Below are 14284 nucleotides of genomic sequence, written 5' to 3' on the forward strand. Positions count from 1 at the left end.
GTCGCTGAACCATGCCCAACCGCATGCCCCCTACCTACGGCCCCCGATCCGGCTTGAAGGCCTCCGCCGCCGCTGCATCGTCCGGCCCCACCGTGCCGCGGGCCGCCTTCCGAAGGGCCGCCGCCCGGTGCAGGTCGCCGCGCACCATCACCCACTCGACGTTGCGGGTATTTCGGATGTCCGCCAGCGGGTTCCCGCGCACGACGAACAGGTCCGCCCACTTGCCCACCGCCAGGGTGCCGAGCCGGTCGCCCCTCCCGACGGCCCGCGCCCCGTTGATCGTGGCGATGCGGAGCGCCGCGGCCTCCGGGATGCCCGCCCGCACGAAGGCCTGCAGCTCTCGGTGCACGCCGAAGGGCGCCAGGTACTCGCCCCAGCTCGGGTGGTCGGTGCCCAGCGTGATGAGGTCGCCGCCCCCGGCCTCGTAGAAGGCCTTGATGCGGTCGAGCTTCAGCTCAAAGATCCGCTGGAAGCGCGGGACGGGCGCCTGGTACTCCTCTTCCGCGAGCGCGGCCCGCAGGTACGGCGTGAAATACTGCTGGGCGTCCGGCCAGTCGGCGTAGACGTCGGACTCGCGCGTGCCGTAGTAGCCGTACGCCGAGATGGTGGCGTCGAAGTAGACGTTGTGCTCCCGGAAGTGCTGCGCGATTCGGTCGAAGGCCGGGGCGTTGGGCGTGGCGGTGGGCAGCGCGTCGTAGGCCCCGGCGGTGTCGGGCAGCTGGGCGCCGCCCAGGAAGTGTTCGACGCGGTCGATGCCCATGTCGATGGCGGTGCGCGGGTTGACGCTCTGCCCATAGCCGGAGCCAAGGTGGCCCGTCACGGTGGCGCCGTGCCGGTGCGCCTGATCGATGAGGGCACGGAGGAGCGCTGCCCGCATCCGCTTCGCCTTGAAGTGCTCCACCCCGCGGGCCGCCCACCGGTCCACCTCCCGGCGAATGCTGGCGGGCGTACGGGTCGTGTCCCAGCCGGGCCGCGCCTTGCCAAAGTAGGGGCCGGACGTGAGTATGCGCGGCCCGATCCGGTCGCCGCGCTCAATGGCCCGCCGGACGCGGCGCATCTTTTCCGGCTGCATCTCCCCCGCGGTAAACGTGGTGGTGGCGCCGTTGGCGAGGTACAGCAGCGGGTAGCCCTCCGTCTCCTCCACGCGCCCCGCCCCAAAGAAGTCGACCGCGTAGTGCGCGTGCAGGTCGACGAGCCCCGGCAGGATGACGTGGTCGGGCCCGAGCCGCACGAGCCGCGCCCCGGTCGTGTCGAGGGACGTCGCGCCCCGGTCCACGATTTTGCCGGCCCGCACGACAATGCCCGGATTGTCCGTGAGGGTCGTGTCCGTGGCGTCGAACAGCTGTCCCCCGCGGAGAACCGTCGTGTGCTGGGACCGGGCCGTTTCCAGCCCGACGCCGCCCACCAGGAGAATGCACAAAAGAGCGACAGGTGGGCGGATACGGACGGGCGTCATGGGGGCGGCGGGGACCGATGGGCAGACAACACATGCACGCCACGGAACGGATCTCGTCGGCGCCAACGTTCCCCCAAACAGCAAAGGCCCGCTCCAGGTCGGAGCGAGCCTCTACGTCTGCTACCAAATGGCAGTGCGTCTCAAGCCGTCGAGACGCTTCGGGCGCCGTTACAGCGCACCACTGGTCTCGTCGGCCGGGGCAGCGTTGAGGGCGCTGAGGCCCTTCTCCGTCTGCTCCGTCTCGTACTCAATGGTCTGACCCTCTCGGAGGTCTTCGCCGGAGGTCATGCCCGAAATGTTGTTTGCGTGGAGGAAAACGTCCTCGCTCCCGTCGAGGGGCTCGATGAAGCCGAATCCGCGGGAGGTATCGAAAAACTTAAGCTTACCCTTTTCCATGTAGGTATACCTAATCTATGTTTGGAATGCCTCACCTCTGGGTGACGACCCGGCAGCGAGGGGAATTCCGTCTCGGCAGAGTCACACTGTGTGATGACGCGTATTTGATGTGAAGGCTACACCTGCCAGTCCACTCGCAGTTCCCTGAGGGAAACGCCCGTGCTCCGTATTCACGGAGTCGCCTTCTTTCCCCACCGCCCCGCGGTCAGCCGCTCGCGTACTCCCGCACCCCGGCAGACTCGACCATCAGGTCGAAGAGGTCCGTGTTGCGGGTAAACGAGCCAATCACTTCGCTGCCCGGGCCCAGGGCGGCCAGCTGCACGTAGTCGGACGTGTGGTCGCCCCCCAGCCAGTTGACGGACGTGTAATTGGCCTGGATGGCCCCGAGCAGCAGGTCGGGGGCGCTCTTTTCGCGGTAGGCCGCCTGGTACTCGCCCCGCAGCGCGTCCTGGAGGAGCTCCGCCTCGTCGCGGCGGATGGGAAACTGCCACGCCTCCTCCACGCGGTCCTGTATTTGTCGGTAGGTGCTGTTCGCGTCGAGCTCCGAGAGGACCCAGCTGTTGGTGTACTGGAAGCCCGCGACCCGGTCGAACATCGGGTTCGACTGGTTGTAGCGGTCGCCGGCGGCGTTGATGCCGGGGTTGGCGTTGCCGTGGTCGGTGGTGATGATGACGAGCGTGTCGTCGCGCCCCTCGACGAACTCGAGCACGCGCCCGATGGCACGGTCGAACTCGATCTGGTCGTAGATGAGGCCGCCCGTGTCGTCCTCGTGGGCCGCGTGGTCCACGCGTCCCCCTTCAATCTGAAGGAGGAACCCGTCGTCGTTCCGGTCGAGGCGCTGGAGGGCTGCGTCGGTCATTTCGGGAAGGCGCGGCACCTGCTGCTGGTGCGACGGGATGTTCTGGTGATCGAGGACGTAGGGGAGGTGGGTGTCGTAGAACGTGCCCAAGAACGCCCCGTCATGGCCCCAGTAGCTCAGGTCCTGTTTCGACCGGGCGACCGTGTAGCCCTTGTCCGCGAAGTGCTGGTGCAGGTCCGTCCCGTCGCCGCGGTGGTCGGGATCGAAGTGGCGGGCGCCGCCCCCCATGAGCACATCGTACTCGCGCTCCAGGTACTGCGCCGCAATCTTGTCCTCGCTCCACCGCTCGGGCATGTTGATCCCGAAGCCCGCCGGGGTGGCGTGGGTAATGCGGGTGGTGGTGACGAGGCCCGTGCCCCGCCCCGCGTCGCGGAAGATCTCGAGGATCGTCCGGTACTTCTCCCCGTCCTGGCTCATGTTGAGCGTCTCGTTGAACACGCGGTGGCCCGAGCCCCAAGAGGAGGCCCCCGCCGCGGAACCGGTGACGACCGAGTTGGCGGCGGCCATGTCCATCAGGCCGTGCCGCACGCGGCCCTCCTCGTAGAGACGGAGCCAATTCGACCGCCGCCCCTCGTGCCGCCGGAGGTGCAGGTCCGCCATCGTAAGCGTGCCGGCACTCATGCCGTCGCTAACCAGAAAGATGACGTTCTTGGCGTCGCCCGGGGCCTCAACGTTCGAGACGTCGGTGCGGGCCTGCCCGCGGGCCGTGCCGGCCATGCCGCCGGTGCCGAGGGCAAGGGCGCCGAGGGCCCCGGTCTTCAAAAAGTCGCGGCGGGAGGGCGCGTCGTCGGACGCAGCGGCGAGGCGATCGTGGTACGTGTCACTCACGACGGAAGCGGGGGGCTTGGGTGGGAAAACGAGAAGGCACAATACGAAAACCAACGGAGAGCCCAAAGATCCCTGCCCCGCCGACGGCGACGCATTACCAAAGGATGATTTCTCTAGTCCCCGTCGTCCCCAATCCGCCGCAGCTGCTCGGCTGCCGTCATCACGCGGCGGCCCATCAGGAGGCTCGTGAGCATGCTCGTGAGGCCGCCCGCGGCGAAGATCATGGCCATGATGACGAACTGGTAGAGCGCGGCGTAGACGGGATTCTCGCCCCCCAGGATCATTCCGGCCATGACGCCGGGAATCCACACCCACCCCAGGCTCTTCAGCGAGTCGACCACGGGGATGAGCGACGCCCGCACGCCGGTCCGCAGGTGCCGGGCCAGCACGGCCGCGGGCGGCCCCCCGAGCGCGAGCCCCACCTCAATCTCGGCCCGCTTGTCGCGGAGCTCGTCCTTGAGGCGGTTGAGGGCCAGGCCGTTGATCTTCATCGCGTTGGCGATGACGAGGCTGCCCACCGGCACGAGGCTGCGCACCGTGGGCTCGATGGCACCGGCCGCCGTCATCGTCACGATCACCAGGCCCGCCCCCACCGTGATGGCCAGAAACGAGACCTGCGTGACGCCCGGCAGCCCCGTCCCCCGCTGCCGCGAAATCCAGGTGGCCCCGCCCACCATCCCCAGCAGGATGAGCGCGCTCCAGGCGACGGGCACCGTCAGCAGCCCCCCAATGACGAGGCCGACGGCCACGATCTGCACGAAGCCGCGGGCGAACGCGATGCTCAGCTCCGCCTCCAGCCCCAGGCCGCGCCGGCGGGACAGCAGCACCACGAGGACCGCCAGCACGGCCGCCGCCCCCACCTGGGTGAGTCCGGTCCAGACGATGGGGTCCTGGATGTGGTTGAGGAGGTCCTGAGACATTGACGTGTGGTTTCATGCGACACGCCCAAACGTTCAACGTTGGCCGCCCGAGCGTTAAAAACGCATCTTATACAGAAAGCAAAGCGTCGAGGGAACCCGTTGCCACTCCCCCACCATCACGCAGGCGCACCCCGCGGTGCCCCAGCCGGCGGGCCCGGTCGGCGTCGTGGGTGACGAGCACGGCGGTGAGGGCGTACGCCGCCATCACGTCCGCCAGGAGCGATTCGACGCGGTCGGCCGCCGCGGCGTCGAGGCTGGAGGCTGGCTCGTCGAGCAGCACCACGTCGGGGTCGTTGAACAAGGTGCGGGCGATGGCCACGCGCTGGGCCTCCCCGCCCGACAGCCGGTCGGCGTCCCGCTCCGCAAACCCCGACAGGCCCAGCCGATCGAGCAGCGCACGGAGGCGCGCCGTGTCGACCGGCTCGTCCCGCAGCGTGGGGCCCCACGCCACGTTCTCCGCCACCGTGCCGTCAATCAGCGTCGGATCCTGTGGCACCCACCCGACGCGCCGCCGCAGCGTGCGCGGGGCGATCGTGCGGTAGTCGGTGCCGTCGAGGTACACGGTGCCGCCGGTCGGCTCATCGAGGCGGTTCAGCAGCCGCAGGAGCGAGGTCTTGCCGGAGCCGGACCGCCCGAAGACGACGAACACCTCCTCCGCCCGCACCTCGATCGACACGTCCGCCACCAGGGTCTCGCCGTCGACGACGCGGGTCAGGTGCTCCGTGGCAAGGGGCGGGGCCTCCGGCATTTCGGATCGAAATCAGCGAGAAGAACGCCGAGCGGCGACGCCGTGTCGTCTACGTCGAATCGGCCGCCCACGGCCCGGCGCCGGCGATCGCCAGCACGAGCGAGCCGAGCAGCATCGCCCAGTCGGTCCGCATCGCGTGCGCCATGCTCCAGAAACCGTACTCCCCCAGCGTCCGCACCTCGAACGGCCCAAAGCCCGTGCCCAGCCAGATCGGAATTTTCGTCGTGATGATCGCCACCGTCATGATCGTGGCCGTCCCCGCCGCGGCAAGCCGCGTGTAGAAGCCGATCAGAATGAGCAGTCCACAGACAACCTCCGTCCCGCCCACGAGGCCTGCGCCCCCCTCCGGCACCGGCCCCCCCATGTCGGCAAACCGACCGGGGCCGCGCAGGGTCGGATACAGAAACTTCTGGAGTCCTTCCGACAGGAAGACGGCCCCGACCATGAGGCGGACGAGGGGGAGCGTCCACCACGCAGCCTTCGACGACGCACGGGACTGGGACGTTACCATGACGCAGATCGGACAAAGAAACAGGTACGACGGAGCCCCGCGCAGTCAATTCCAGTGCTCTGGCCACTGCTTCCAGTGAGCCTATGTATCGAACGCAGCAACGGGTTCCCCCAGCAGAAGAAGGGCACATCCAGCGCCAATCGCAACCAGGACGAGGCCGAGCACAGTGCTGAGCAGCACATTGCCCAGTCCCGCCACGATTCGTCCCTCCCGGAGCAGCATCAGACTCTCCAGGCCGTAGGTCGAAAACGTCGTCAGCGACCCGATTCCTCCAGTAAAGACAAACAGCCGGGCCTCCTGCGAGAACGAATACTCAGCGGCGAGGACCCACAGCCCCCCGATGAGGAAACAGCCCGAGAGGTTGGCCGCGAGCGTGCCCCACGGAAAATTCGACGGCAGAAGACGGTGCGCGAGGACGGAGAGGCCGTGCCGAGACAGGGCACCGAGGCTTCCGCCAAAGGCGATCCAGAGCAGCTTCATCATACGGTGTTCAGGGGGTCAAAAACGGAGCTCCTACGTGGAATGAGAGATGGTAGGAGTCACCAGCTTCGGACGTGCGGCGCTGCGCGGGAGCAGTTATCGGCAAATTCCATTGCCATTACCAGACACGCGGAGAAAGCGGCGTCCGCCCGGCAAGTTTCCCCGGTGGGAGCGCCAGCCTGCCGCATTGTTCTTGACAGTTTCTATTCAGGGGCCGGCCGCCGCGAGTCTCTTCTGCAGGCAGGTGGCGCTCGCCGGGCAGAGCCGAGCGGCCTCTTCGGTCTGCTGAATGGCCTCGGGGAGCCCATCTCGATCCATCGTCTCGTATCCCCGACGGCGAAAGTAGTCTGCGGCCGTCGTGGTGAGCAGGTAGAGCGCGTGGACACCCTCATTCTGAGCGTGTTGCTCGATTGCGTCTATGAGGCGCGCGCCGAGGCCCGCATTCCGGCATTCCGGCGCCACGGCCAGCGAGCGCAGCAGGGCCGCGGTGCCGCAGTGCTCCACCCCCACGGTGCCCACCATGTCCGCCCCGTCGCGGGCCGCGAGAAAGTGGGTCAGGTGGGCGGGCCCAAGGTCCTCGTGCGGCAGGTCGGCCCGCCGGAGCAGGTCCCGGATGGCATCGAGGTCGTCAGGCGCGGCTGGTTGAATCGTCATTGGTCTGTTGCAAGGCTATTCCGACGCCAGAGAGCCATTCGGCCCGAACGTCACGTCGATCCAGCCCGCCAGTTCATCGCGGATGCGCCGGAAGGCCGCCCGCTTCCTGTCGTCATCCCCCTCGACCGCGGAGGGGTCCTCGAAGCCGCGGTGCAGGTTGTCCTTCTCCGCGGGGATGTACGGGCAGTGCTCCGCCGCGTCGTCGCAGACGGTGACCACGATGTCGAGCGATGTGTCGGCGTAGGCGTCGACGGAGTCGGAGGTGTGATCGGTAATGTCGATGCCGATCTCCTTCATCACCGCGACGGCGAACGGATTCACGCCGCCGGGATTCGTGCCCGCGCTATGGACCTCGCAGCGGTCGCCGTGGCGGTCCCGGAGCAGCCCCTCGGCCATCTGGGAACGAGAGGAGTTATGGGTACAGACAAAGAGAACGGTGTTCATGGAGGCATCCGGGTTGAGACCGAACTACATCTGCGACGCGGCACCCTCGACGTAGAGCGACGACCACAGCCAGAGCCGGTCGAGGCCCACGTGCAGCGGCGTGTCACTCAACGACACGAAGCTTGTGTGCACGTACACCGTGAGGCCCTGCTGCTCCGTCTCCAGATAGGCCTCGGGGTCGGCCGGCGGCTCCGTACCGACAGTCGCCAGGTCGACGCGCCCCCCACAGCACCCGTGGCGCGGGCTCGGGCGGATCATGAGCACCCCGCCCTGCTCGCGAGCGTAGGTCGCCGCCTCCTCGTCAATCGATAGCTCTAACTGGGATTTGATTTCAGGCACCTCTTAATCTGAACTGTAAGCTGTGTGAGAGCCCGCCGGCCTTGGAGAAAATGCCGCTCGGAGATCTGCAGAGGCGAAGCGTCCGTAAATTCTTCAGTGTCCGAGCGAACGGAGTGAGCAAGTTTGAAGAATTTCAGCGAAGCCGAGGCAGATGTCAGGCATTTTCTTCATAGCCTTGATCTTTTCAGCCCCTTTTGCATCAATCCAAAAGGGGCATCCCAAAATGCTGGTGATGGTGAATACGTCGAATAAAGAAGGCCCTTTGATTCAGCGAGACCGGACTATGCCGCAGCCGTCCGCCGCTCAAACTGCGACCGTGTCGCGTTGGCGATCCGGACGAGGGCCAGCATGACCGGCACCTCCACCAGCACGCCCACCACCGTAGCGAGCGCCGCGCCGGAGGCAACGCCGAACATCGCGATGGCCGCCGCCACGGCCAGTTCGAAGAAGTTGCTGGCCCCAATCATCGCGGCCGGGGCGGCCACGTCGTGCGGCACCCGCCAGCCGTAGGCCCAGCCATAGGCGATGGCAAACACGAAGAAGGTCTGCACGACGAGCGGCACCGCAATCAGGGCGATGTGGAGCGGGTTCTGGAGAATCACCTCGCCCTGGAAGGAGAACAGGAGCACGAGCGTGAGCAGCAGGCCCACCATCGTCACCGGCCCGAGCCGCTCCAGGAAGACATCGTCGAACCACTCCTCTCCCTTCGCCCGGATGATCCAGGTGCGGGACAGGGCGCCCGCCGCCAGCGGAATTACGATGTAGAGGCCCACCGACAGCAGCAGCGTGTCCCACGGCACGATGACGTCCGAGAGCCCCAGCAAGAACGCGACGATCGGCGCGAAGGCCACCAGCATGATGAGGTCGTTGATCGACACCTGCACGAGCGTGTAGGCCGCATCCCCGTCCGTCAGGTAGCTCCACACAAACACCATCGCCGTGCAGGGGGCCGCCCCCAGCAGGATCGCCCCGGCCACGTACTCGCTGGCCAGTCCCGGCTCGATGAACGGGCCGAAGAGGCCCTTCAGAAAGAGCCACGCGAAGCCGAACATGGTAAACGGCTTGACGAGCCAGTTCACCACCAGGGTCACCGTGATGCCCTTCGGGTGGCGCCGCACGCCGAGGATGCTTTTGAAGTCGACCTGCACCATCATCGGGTAGATCATCGCCCAGATGAGGACGGCGATCGGCAGGTTGACCTGTGCCACCTCCATCTCCCCGAGCACGTTGGGCACGGCCGGGATCAGTTGGCCAATCGCCACGCCGGCGGCAATGCACAGGGCCACCCACAGGCTCAGGTAGCGTTCGAACACCCCGAGCCCCTCCTGCGCCTTCTCGGCGGTGGCGTCCAACGTGTTTGGGGGATCCGTCTCGCTGTGGCCGTTGGCGGACGGATCGGGGGAAGCGTCCGTCGCGTCGGGAGCGGTCGTCGGGTCGGGCATCAAGTCGAGGCGGTTCGGAACAGGCAGATCGGACAAAACGGGCCGTGCTACGCCGTGGCGTCCGGGCGGCGGCCAACCACCGTGACGCTCTGCAGGGCGGCGTCGCCCGCCCGGAAGCGGTCGAGTTCGGCGGCGTCTAGGTGCTCGGCCAGCAGCGCGTCTGGCAGCGAGATGGGCTTTTCGGTGGCGATGCGCACGTCGGAGAACCCCGCCTCTCGAAGCCGGCCCCGGTACATGTTCCGTTCCATCGCCCCGGCCACGCAGCCCACGTACAGCTCGGCGGCCTCACGCAGCCCGTCGGGCAGGGCCCCCGCGTGCACGACATCGGACACCGAAAACCGGCCGCCGGGCCGCAGCGCCCGGTGCATCTGGGCGAACGCGGCCTCCTTGTCCGGCACGAGGTTGAGCACGCAGTTGCTCAGAACGACATCGAACGCGCCGCCCTCGACCGGCAGGGCCTTGATGTCCCCCTGCTCGAAGGTCACGTTGCCGTAGTCCAGTGTGTTGGCGTTGGCCCGGGCTTTTTCAACCATCTCTTCGGTGAAGTCGACGCCGTGGACGTGGCCGTCGGGCCCCACAGTGCGACGCGCCACGAAGGCGTCCATGCCCGCCCCCGAGCCGAGGTCGAGCACACGCTCGCCCGGCTGCAAACCCGCATGATCGGTGGGGCGCCCGCAGCCGAGGTCCAGATCGGCGTCCGTGGCAATCGCGTCGGCGTAGTCCTCGCTCATGTCGACGTCCAGGCCCGCCTCCCCAGAGCCGGACGGTCCGCAACAGGAGTCGTCGGCGGTCGCAAGGGCCGCGTATTTGGCCCGGACGGTCGATTTAAGGTCATCGGCGGAAGCGTGAGGGCGGGTCATGGCCACTAGCAACAATGTTGAGGGGTCTGCGAGAGCGACAGGGCGTCGAAGAAGTCACCCGTGTCTTCGCTGAGGGCCCGCATCGCCTCCGGGTTGAGGCAGTAGCAGGTCCGCCGTCCCTCGATGGTCCCCTGAATCAGCCCGACCTCCTTCAGCGCCTTCAGGTGCTGGGAAACGGTCGACTGGGCGAGCGGCAGGTCGTCCACGATTTCGCCGCAGACGCACTCGTCGCGCTCGGCCAGCAGCCGGACGATGGCGATACGGGCCGGGTGCCCCAGGGCTTTGAAGGCCTGGGCAAGGCGACGATCCGTGTCCGTGAAGGCGGCGTCGGCGGTCGCGGGCATGGGGGAGCACGCATTTTGATCGTTCATCGTCGATATACGATAAGATTAAAAGTCGGGGATGTTTCGCATCGTCTCCCGATGCCATGCCGCCGAGGGAGACGGTGAGGAACTGAACGACCCACGATGTTTTTCGTCGCGAGTGAACGGCACACCGCTCCGAATGCCCCGCCCAGCCATGCTTCCGCGCCCCATCTGCCTTTTGCTTCTCCTCGGAGGTTTCGGCCTGGGACTCTTCTCGACCCCGCTTCATGCCCAGCAGGTGCTGGTCGACGACCCGACGAGCGTTCCTCGCGGCGCGGCCCAGTTGGAGGCGTGGCACAGCGTGGAGGAGTCCTGGATGGCCCCGGCCCTACGGGTGCATCCAGCCCTGGAGCTGGCCGCGGGCGCCGCGTTTTTCGCGACCGGGATCGAGGACCGGCGGACCGTCGAGTACAGCGCGGAGGGAAAACTGCTTCTTCGCCCAGGGTCGGCGCACCGGATTGGGGTGGCGGCCGTCGGCGGGGTGGGCGTCCGCCAGCTCGGCGTGCCTCGGGACCGACCGGCCAGTGTCTACGGGTACGGCGTCGTTAGTCAGGACCTCGGGGCCGGCCTCACCGCCTACCAGAACGTCGGGTGGGTGAACGAAGAGAATGGGCCCCACGAGCTCACCTGGGGGGCCCGGCTCGACTGGTCTCCCCTCGATCGGGCCACCCTCATTGGGGAGGTGTACGGGGAGGGACGCTCGGATCCCTCACTGCAGGCCGTGCTGCGCACCGTGCTCCTGCCAGACCGCATCGAAATGGACGTGTCGGTCACGCGTGGCGGGTCGGTCGACGGACGGAGCACGTGGGCCACCCTCGGGTTCACCTTTATGTCGGCGCCACTGTACCGGTAACCCCGGTCGCGTGCTCGGGGGGTGAATTCCTTCCGGCGCTTCGAGCCCGTCTCGCTGCGTCGCCACGGCCGCTGGGGCGTCTCCGGCGCCTGCGTTCGCAGATCTCATCGTCCAGTGCGGCCGCGCGGGCCTGGGTTGGGGTCACGAGCAACCATTGGGAGGGCATGAGGGGGCTGCACTGGTCCATCCACATTCACGCCATCAGGGATTCTCCCGATACCCGCATGCCGGCCTCGTCTCCGTCCGACACCAGCAACGAAGGGCGGCTCATGCAGGCGGCCCGTGCCGCCGCGTCGCTGGCCGCCCGGCTCACCACGGCCGCCGGCGCCTTGGCGGGCACCTCGGCCGGGGCCGGGCTGCTGCTGTGGGGCCTCCTCTGGTGGCCTGTGGGCAGCCGCTTGGCGTCCCTCGTGGGGGCCGGGGGCACATTCGTGTTGCTCTTGGGCCCGTCGGCCGTCCTTGCTCTTTTCTACCTGGGCCTCCGCGACCTGCGGGCCCTCCCGGACCGGCTGGCCAACCGGACGGCCCGCACCGTCGAGCAGTCCGCCCACGCCGCCGAGGCAGTGGCCTCGGGCCCATCGGGGTCGGGCCTGTTCGGCCGCCTGTGGGGGATCGTAACGCACATCTGGGCCCTCCGCGGCGTGCTTCTGGAAAACCGGGCCCTGCTCGTCCGCTACGGCGCGCTGCTCCGATTCGCAAATCCGGGCTTTCTGCTCCTCGTCGTGGGCGCCACCGTCGCCACGGGCCTGCTCGTGCCGGGCGCCCTGCTCGCCGTTCTCGTGGTCGGGCTTGTGTAGGCACAACGTCTCTGTAGGCACAACGTCTCTGTAGGTGCAACGTCTCTGTAGGTGCAACGTCTCTGTAGGTGCAACGTCCCCGGCCTCGTCCACGCCATTTGGATCATCGCCCGCCGGTAGGGCCGCCGCCCCGTCAGGGCTGTAGAACCACGACCGACCGGGTGACGACTCGTCGATCCGTGGTGCGGCTCACCGAACGCCCCGGATCGACGCGCCGCCTGCGCGTACGGTGTCGCGCGTGCTCATCCGGACGAGGATGACGCACCGTTGTTTTTCCTCTCAACACGAACGCGCAGTGGGAACCAGGACACACAACCATGCGAATCTCACGTCCGTCTCCCCTTCTTCGGCTCTTTCTCGCGAGTCTTCTGTTCGCGGGCCCCCAACAGGGGCGCTCCCGACGACGAACCGGGTGCGGAGGAACAGGGCGCCGGCTTCTTTGCCGTCGGCACGGCCTCGCCCGCCCCGAACAAATTCCGAGATTCTGCAAGTGTCCTTGAACAGTCCGTCGTGCCCGACGTACCCCGATGTGCTATGTCGGTCCCGAGTGGCCCGACCCCTCGTCGACTGATCACTCACGCCTCCGACCGCCCATGCACGACTTTCTTGACCTTCCCGACCCCAACCTCGTCGGCATCACACTGAGCGACACGCTGACGGAGGACGACTACGAGGCGTTCACCTCGGCGCTCGAAGACCAGTTCGCGGCCCACATCACGACCCGCGTGCTGCTCGTGATGGAGGACGTGGACGACTGGGCCCCGGAGGAACGCTGGGAGGACCTGGCGTTCGACATCCGCCACCTGAGCGACGTAGACAAGGTGGCCATCGTGAGCGACGCCCCCTGGGAGCGCTGGCTGGAGAAGACCGAGGCCCTCTTCCCGATGTCGACGATCCGAACCTACGACGCGGCGGACCAGGAGGAGGCGCTCGACTGGATCCGGGGCGACATGGATGTGCCCGGCGTCGGCCCCGGCAGTTCCTCCGACCCGGAGGCCTCCTTCGCCGACCAGGACGAGTAGCCCCTGTTGGACTGTCCCCACCCGTCCCCGATGTCGTCCCCCGACCTCTCCGACACCGAGGCCGACGTGCTTCGGGCCGTTCAGTCCGAGGCCACTGCCGACCTGTACGACCTCGCCCGGGCGGTGGGCGCGGGCCCTCGGGCGGTGCAGGACGCCGTGCGGCGCCTTGCCCGATACGACCTCGTGCACGCATCGGGGCGCCACGTGCGCTGCACAAGCACGGGCGATCAGTGGGTTCGCGCCCATTCGTAGACCGCCGCCGGGAGGGCCCCGCCCATCGAAATAGAAGAGGCCCCGCTACGTAGAACGGGGCCTCAACGGCAATCTGGTGAAGACATCAAGAGCCAACGACCGGACTCGAACCGGTGACCTGTCCCTTACGAGGGGACTGCTCTACCAGCTGAGCTACGTTGGCGTCGCGCTGGCATCTTTTTCCCGACGGATAGGCACGAACGGCCCGTAATGGAAGATCCCGGCCGCCCCCTACTTTCACGGTCGATTAACGGTCCAGAGAGCGACACGCGTTTCGACACTGGGTCCCACGCTCGATGATTCAACTCGACGGCGTTACCAAGCGCTACGGCGACGCCTACGCGGTACAGGACATCACCCTGACCGCCGCGTCCGAGGCCACAACCCTGCTCATCGGCCCGTCCGGCAGCGGCAAGTCAACCCTGCTCCGCCTGGTGATGGGGCTGACCTCCCCGGACGCCGGCACGGTCACCGTGGCGGGGGACCGGCTCACCCCGACCACCGCCCAGGCCCTCCGCCGCCGCATGGGGTACGTGATCCAGGAGGGCGGCCTCTTCCCCCACCTCACGGGCCGGGCCAACGCCGCCCTCATGGCCCGCCACCTCGACTGGTCCCGGGAGCGCATCGACGCCCGCATCGAGGAGTTGACCCGGCTCGTCCAGCTCGACCCGGACCGCCTCGCGCAGTACCCCACGGAGCTCTCCGGCGGCCAGCGCCAGCGCGTGAGCCTCATGCGCGCCCTCATGCTCGACCCCGACGTGCTCCTGCTCGACGAGCCGCTCGGCGCCCTCGACCCCATGATCCGGGCCGACCTGCAGGACGACCTGCGCGACATCTTCCGGCGGCTCGGCAAGACGGTCGTCTTCGTCACCCACGACATCGGCGAGGCCGCGTTCTTCGGCGACCAGATCGTCCTTCTCCGTGAGGGCCAGATCGAACAGCGCGGCGCCATGGCCACCCTCCTCGACGACCCGGCCTCCCCCTTCGTCACGGACTTCATCCAGGCCCAGCGCGCCCCGCTGGAGCATTTGCGGACTGAGGGTCGCGAATAAGCCATG

Annotated in this window: 18 protein-coding genes and 1 tRNA gene; 5 read left to right on the forward strand and 14 right to left on the reverse strand. The window is 67.7% G+C overall.

All coding sequences use genetic code 11. From position 1 onward, the window contains the following. Positions 1-34: 34 nt before the first annotated feature. The 13 genes from OJA40_RS05940 to OJA40_RS06000 form a co-directional block, all read right to left on the reverse strand. On the reverse strand, positions 35-1456 hold the full coding sequence (locus tag OJA40_RS05940; RefSeq protein WP_208425679.1) for an amidohydrolase family protein: 1422 nt from the start codon (positions 1454-1456) through the stop codon (positions 35-37). A 168-nt stretch (positions 1457-1624) separates the two neighbouring features. Further along, positions 1625-1852 carry a cold-shock protein gene (locus OJA40_RS05945; RefSeq protein WP_011405166.1) on the reverse strand — a complete coding sequence of 76 codons (228 nt, stop codon included), beginning with the start codon at positions 1850-1852 and terminating at the stop codon, positions 1625-1627. 205 nt (positions 1853-2057) lie between these two features. Further along, positions 2058-3539 carry an alkaline phosphatase gene (locus tag OJA40_RS05950; protein ID WP_263807975.1) on the reverse strand — a complete coding sequence of 494 codons (1482 nt, stop codon included), beginning with the start codon at positions 3537-3539 and terminating at the stop codon, positions 2058-2060. Between the two features lie 113 nt (positions 3540-3652). Continuing rightward, entirely contained in the window at positions 3653-4459 is an 807-nt protein-coding gene (locus tag OJA40_RS05955; protein WP_208425680.1) for an ABC transporter permease, read from the reverse strand. 67 nt (positions 4460-4526) lie between these two features. Then, entirely contained in the window at positions 4527-5207 is a 681-nt protein-coding gene (locus OJA40_RS05960) for an ABC transporter ATP-binding protein (protein ID WP_208425681.1), read from the reverse strand. Positions 5208-5256: 49 nt separating this feature from the next. Next, the gene (locus OJA40_RS05965; RefSeq protein ID WP_208425682.1) at positions 5257-5718 is read right to left on the reverse strand and encodes a DoxX family protein; all 462 of its coding nucleotides are present in this window, start codon (positions 5716-5718) and stop codon (positions 5257-5259) included. An 81-nt stretch (positions 5719-5799) separates the two neighbouring features. Continuing rightward, positions 5800-6201 (reverse strand): fluoride efflux transporter CrcB, encoded by a 402-nt coding sequence (gene crcB, locus OJA40_RS05970; RefSeq protein WP_208425683.1) that lies wholly within the window; start codon positions 6199-6201, stop codon positions 5800-5802. Between the two features lie 204 nt (positions 6202-6405). After that, the gene (gene arsN2 / locus OJA40_RS05975; RefSeq protein WP_263807974.1) at positions 6406-6852 is read right to left on the reverse strand and encodes an arsenic resistance N-acetyltransferase ArsN2; all 447 of its coding nucleotides are present in this window, start codon (positions 6850-6852) and stop codon (positions 6406-6408) included. Between the two features lie 15 nt (positions 6853-6867). Beyond that, complete coding sequence (locus OJA40_RS05980; RefSeq protein WP_263807973.1) at positions 6868-7296, reverse strand: arsenate reductase ArsC; 429 nt, start codon at positions 7294-7296, stop codon at positions 6868-6870. A 24-nt stretch (positions 7297-7320) separates the two neighbouring features. Next, on the reverse strand, positions 7321-7635 hold the full coding sequence (locus tag OJA40_RS05985; protein ID WP_263807972.1) for a CC/Se motif family (seleno)protein: 315 nt from the start codon (positions 7633-7635) through the stop codon (positions 7321-7323). 281 nt (positions 7636-7916) lie between these two features. Beyond that, on the reverse strand, positions 7917-9077 hold the full coding sequence (gene arsB / locus OJA40_RS05990) for an ACR3 family arsenite efflux transporter (protein ID WP_263792441.1): 1161 nt from the start codon (positions 9075-9077) through the stop codon (positions 7917-7919). A 47-nt stretch (positions 9078-9124) separates the two neighbouring features. Continuing rightward, positions 9125-9937, reverse strand: a complete 813-nt coding sequence (arsM, locus tag OJA40_RS05995) for an arsenite methyltransferase (RefSeq protein ID WP_208425686.1) — start codon at positions 9935-9937, stop codon at positions 9125-9127. A gap of 5 nt (positions 9938-9942) precedes the next feature. Continuing rightward, positions 9943-10281: an ArsR/SmtB family transcription factor gene (locus OJA40_RS06000; RefSeq protein WP_208425687.1), complete on the reverse strand. Its 339-nt coding sequence runs from the start codon at positions 10279-10281 to the stop codon at positions 9943-9945. A 160-nt stretch (positions 10282-10441) separates the two neighbouring features. On the opposite strand from OJA40_RS06000, the gene OJA40_RS06005 reads away from it, so the two are divergent. The 4 genes from OJA40_RS06005 (at position 10442) to OJA40_RS06020 (ending at position 13226) form a co-directional block, all read left to right on the forward strand. Then, the gene (locus tag OJA40_RS06005) at positions 10442-11155 is read left to right on the forward strand and encodes a hypothetical protein (RefSeq protein ID WP_208425688.1); all 714 of its coding nucleotides are present in this window, start codon (positions 10442-10444) and stop codon (positions 11153-11155) included. 224 nt (positions 11156-11379) lie between these two features. Continuing rightward, positions 11380-11952 (forward strand): hypothetical protein, encoded by a 573-nt coding sequence (locus OJA40_RS06010; RefSeq protein WP_208425689.1) that lies wholly within the window; start codon positions 11380-11382, stop codon positions 11950-11952. Between the two features lie 593 nt (positions 11953-12545). After that, positions 12546-12974, forward strand: coding sequence for a SpoIIAA family protein (locus OJA40_RS06015; protein WP_263792436.1), 429 nt, complete (start codon positions 12546-12548; stop codon positions 12972-12974). A gap of 30 nt (positions 12975-13004) precedes the next feature. Then, the gene (locus OJA40_RS06020; RefSeq protein WP_263792435.1) at positions 13005-13226 is read left to right on the forward strand and encodes an Lrp/AsnC family transcriptional regulator; all 222 of its coding nucleotides are present in this window, start codon (positions 13005-13007) and stop codon (positions 13224-13226) included. 90 nt (positions 13227-13316) lie between these two features. Here the strand turns inward: OJA40_RS06020 and OJA40_RS06025 are convergent. Next, a tRNA-Thr gene (locus tag OJA40_RS06025) sits at positions 13317-13389 on the reverse strand. Between the two features lie 133 nt (positions 13390-13522). Between OJA40_RS06025 and OJA40_RS06030 the strand changes: the two genes are divergently transcribed. Next, complete coding sequence (locus OJA40_RS06030) at positions 13523-14278, forward strand: ATP-binding cassette domain-containing protein (RefSeq protein WP_208425692.1); 756 nt, start codon at positions 13523-13525, stop codon at positions 14276-14278. The last annotated feature ends 6 nt before the right edge of the window (positions 14279-14284 follow it).

The sequence above is a fragment of the Salinibacter pepae genome, assembly GCF_947077775.1.
GTDB classification, from domain to species: Bacteria; Bacteroidota; Rhodothermia; order Rhodothermales; family Salinibacteraceae; genus Salinibacter; species Salinibacter pepae.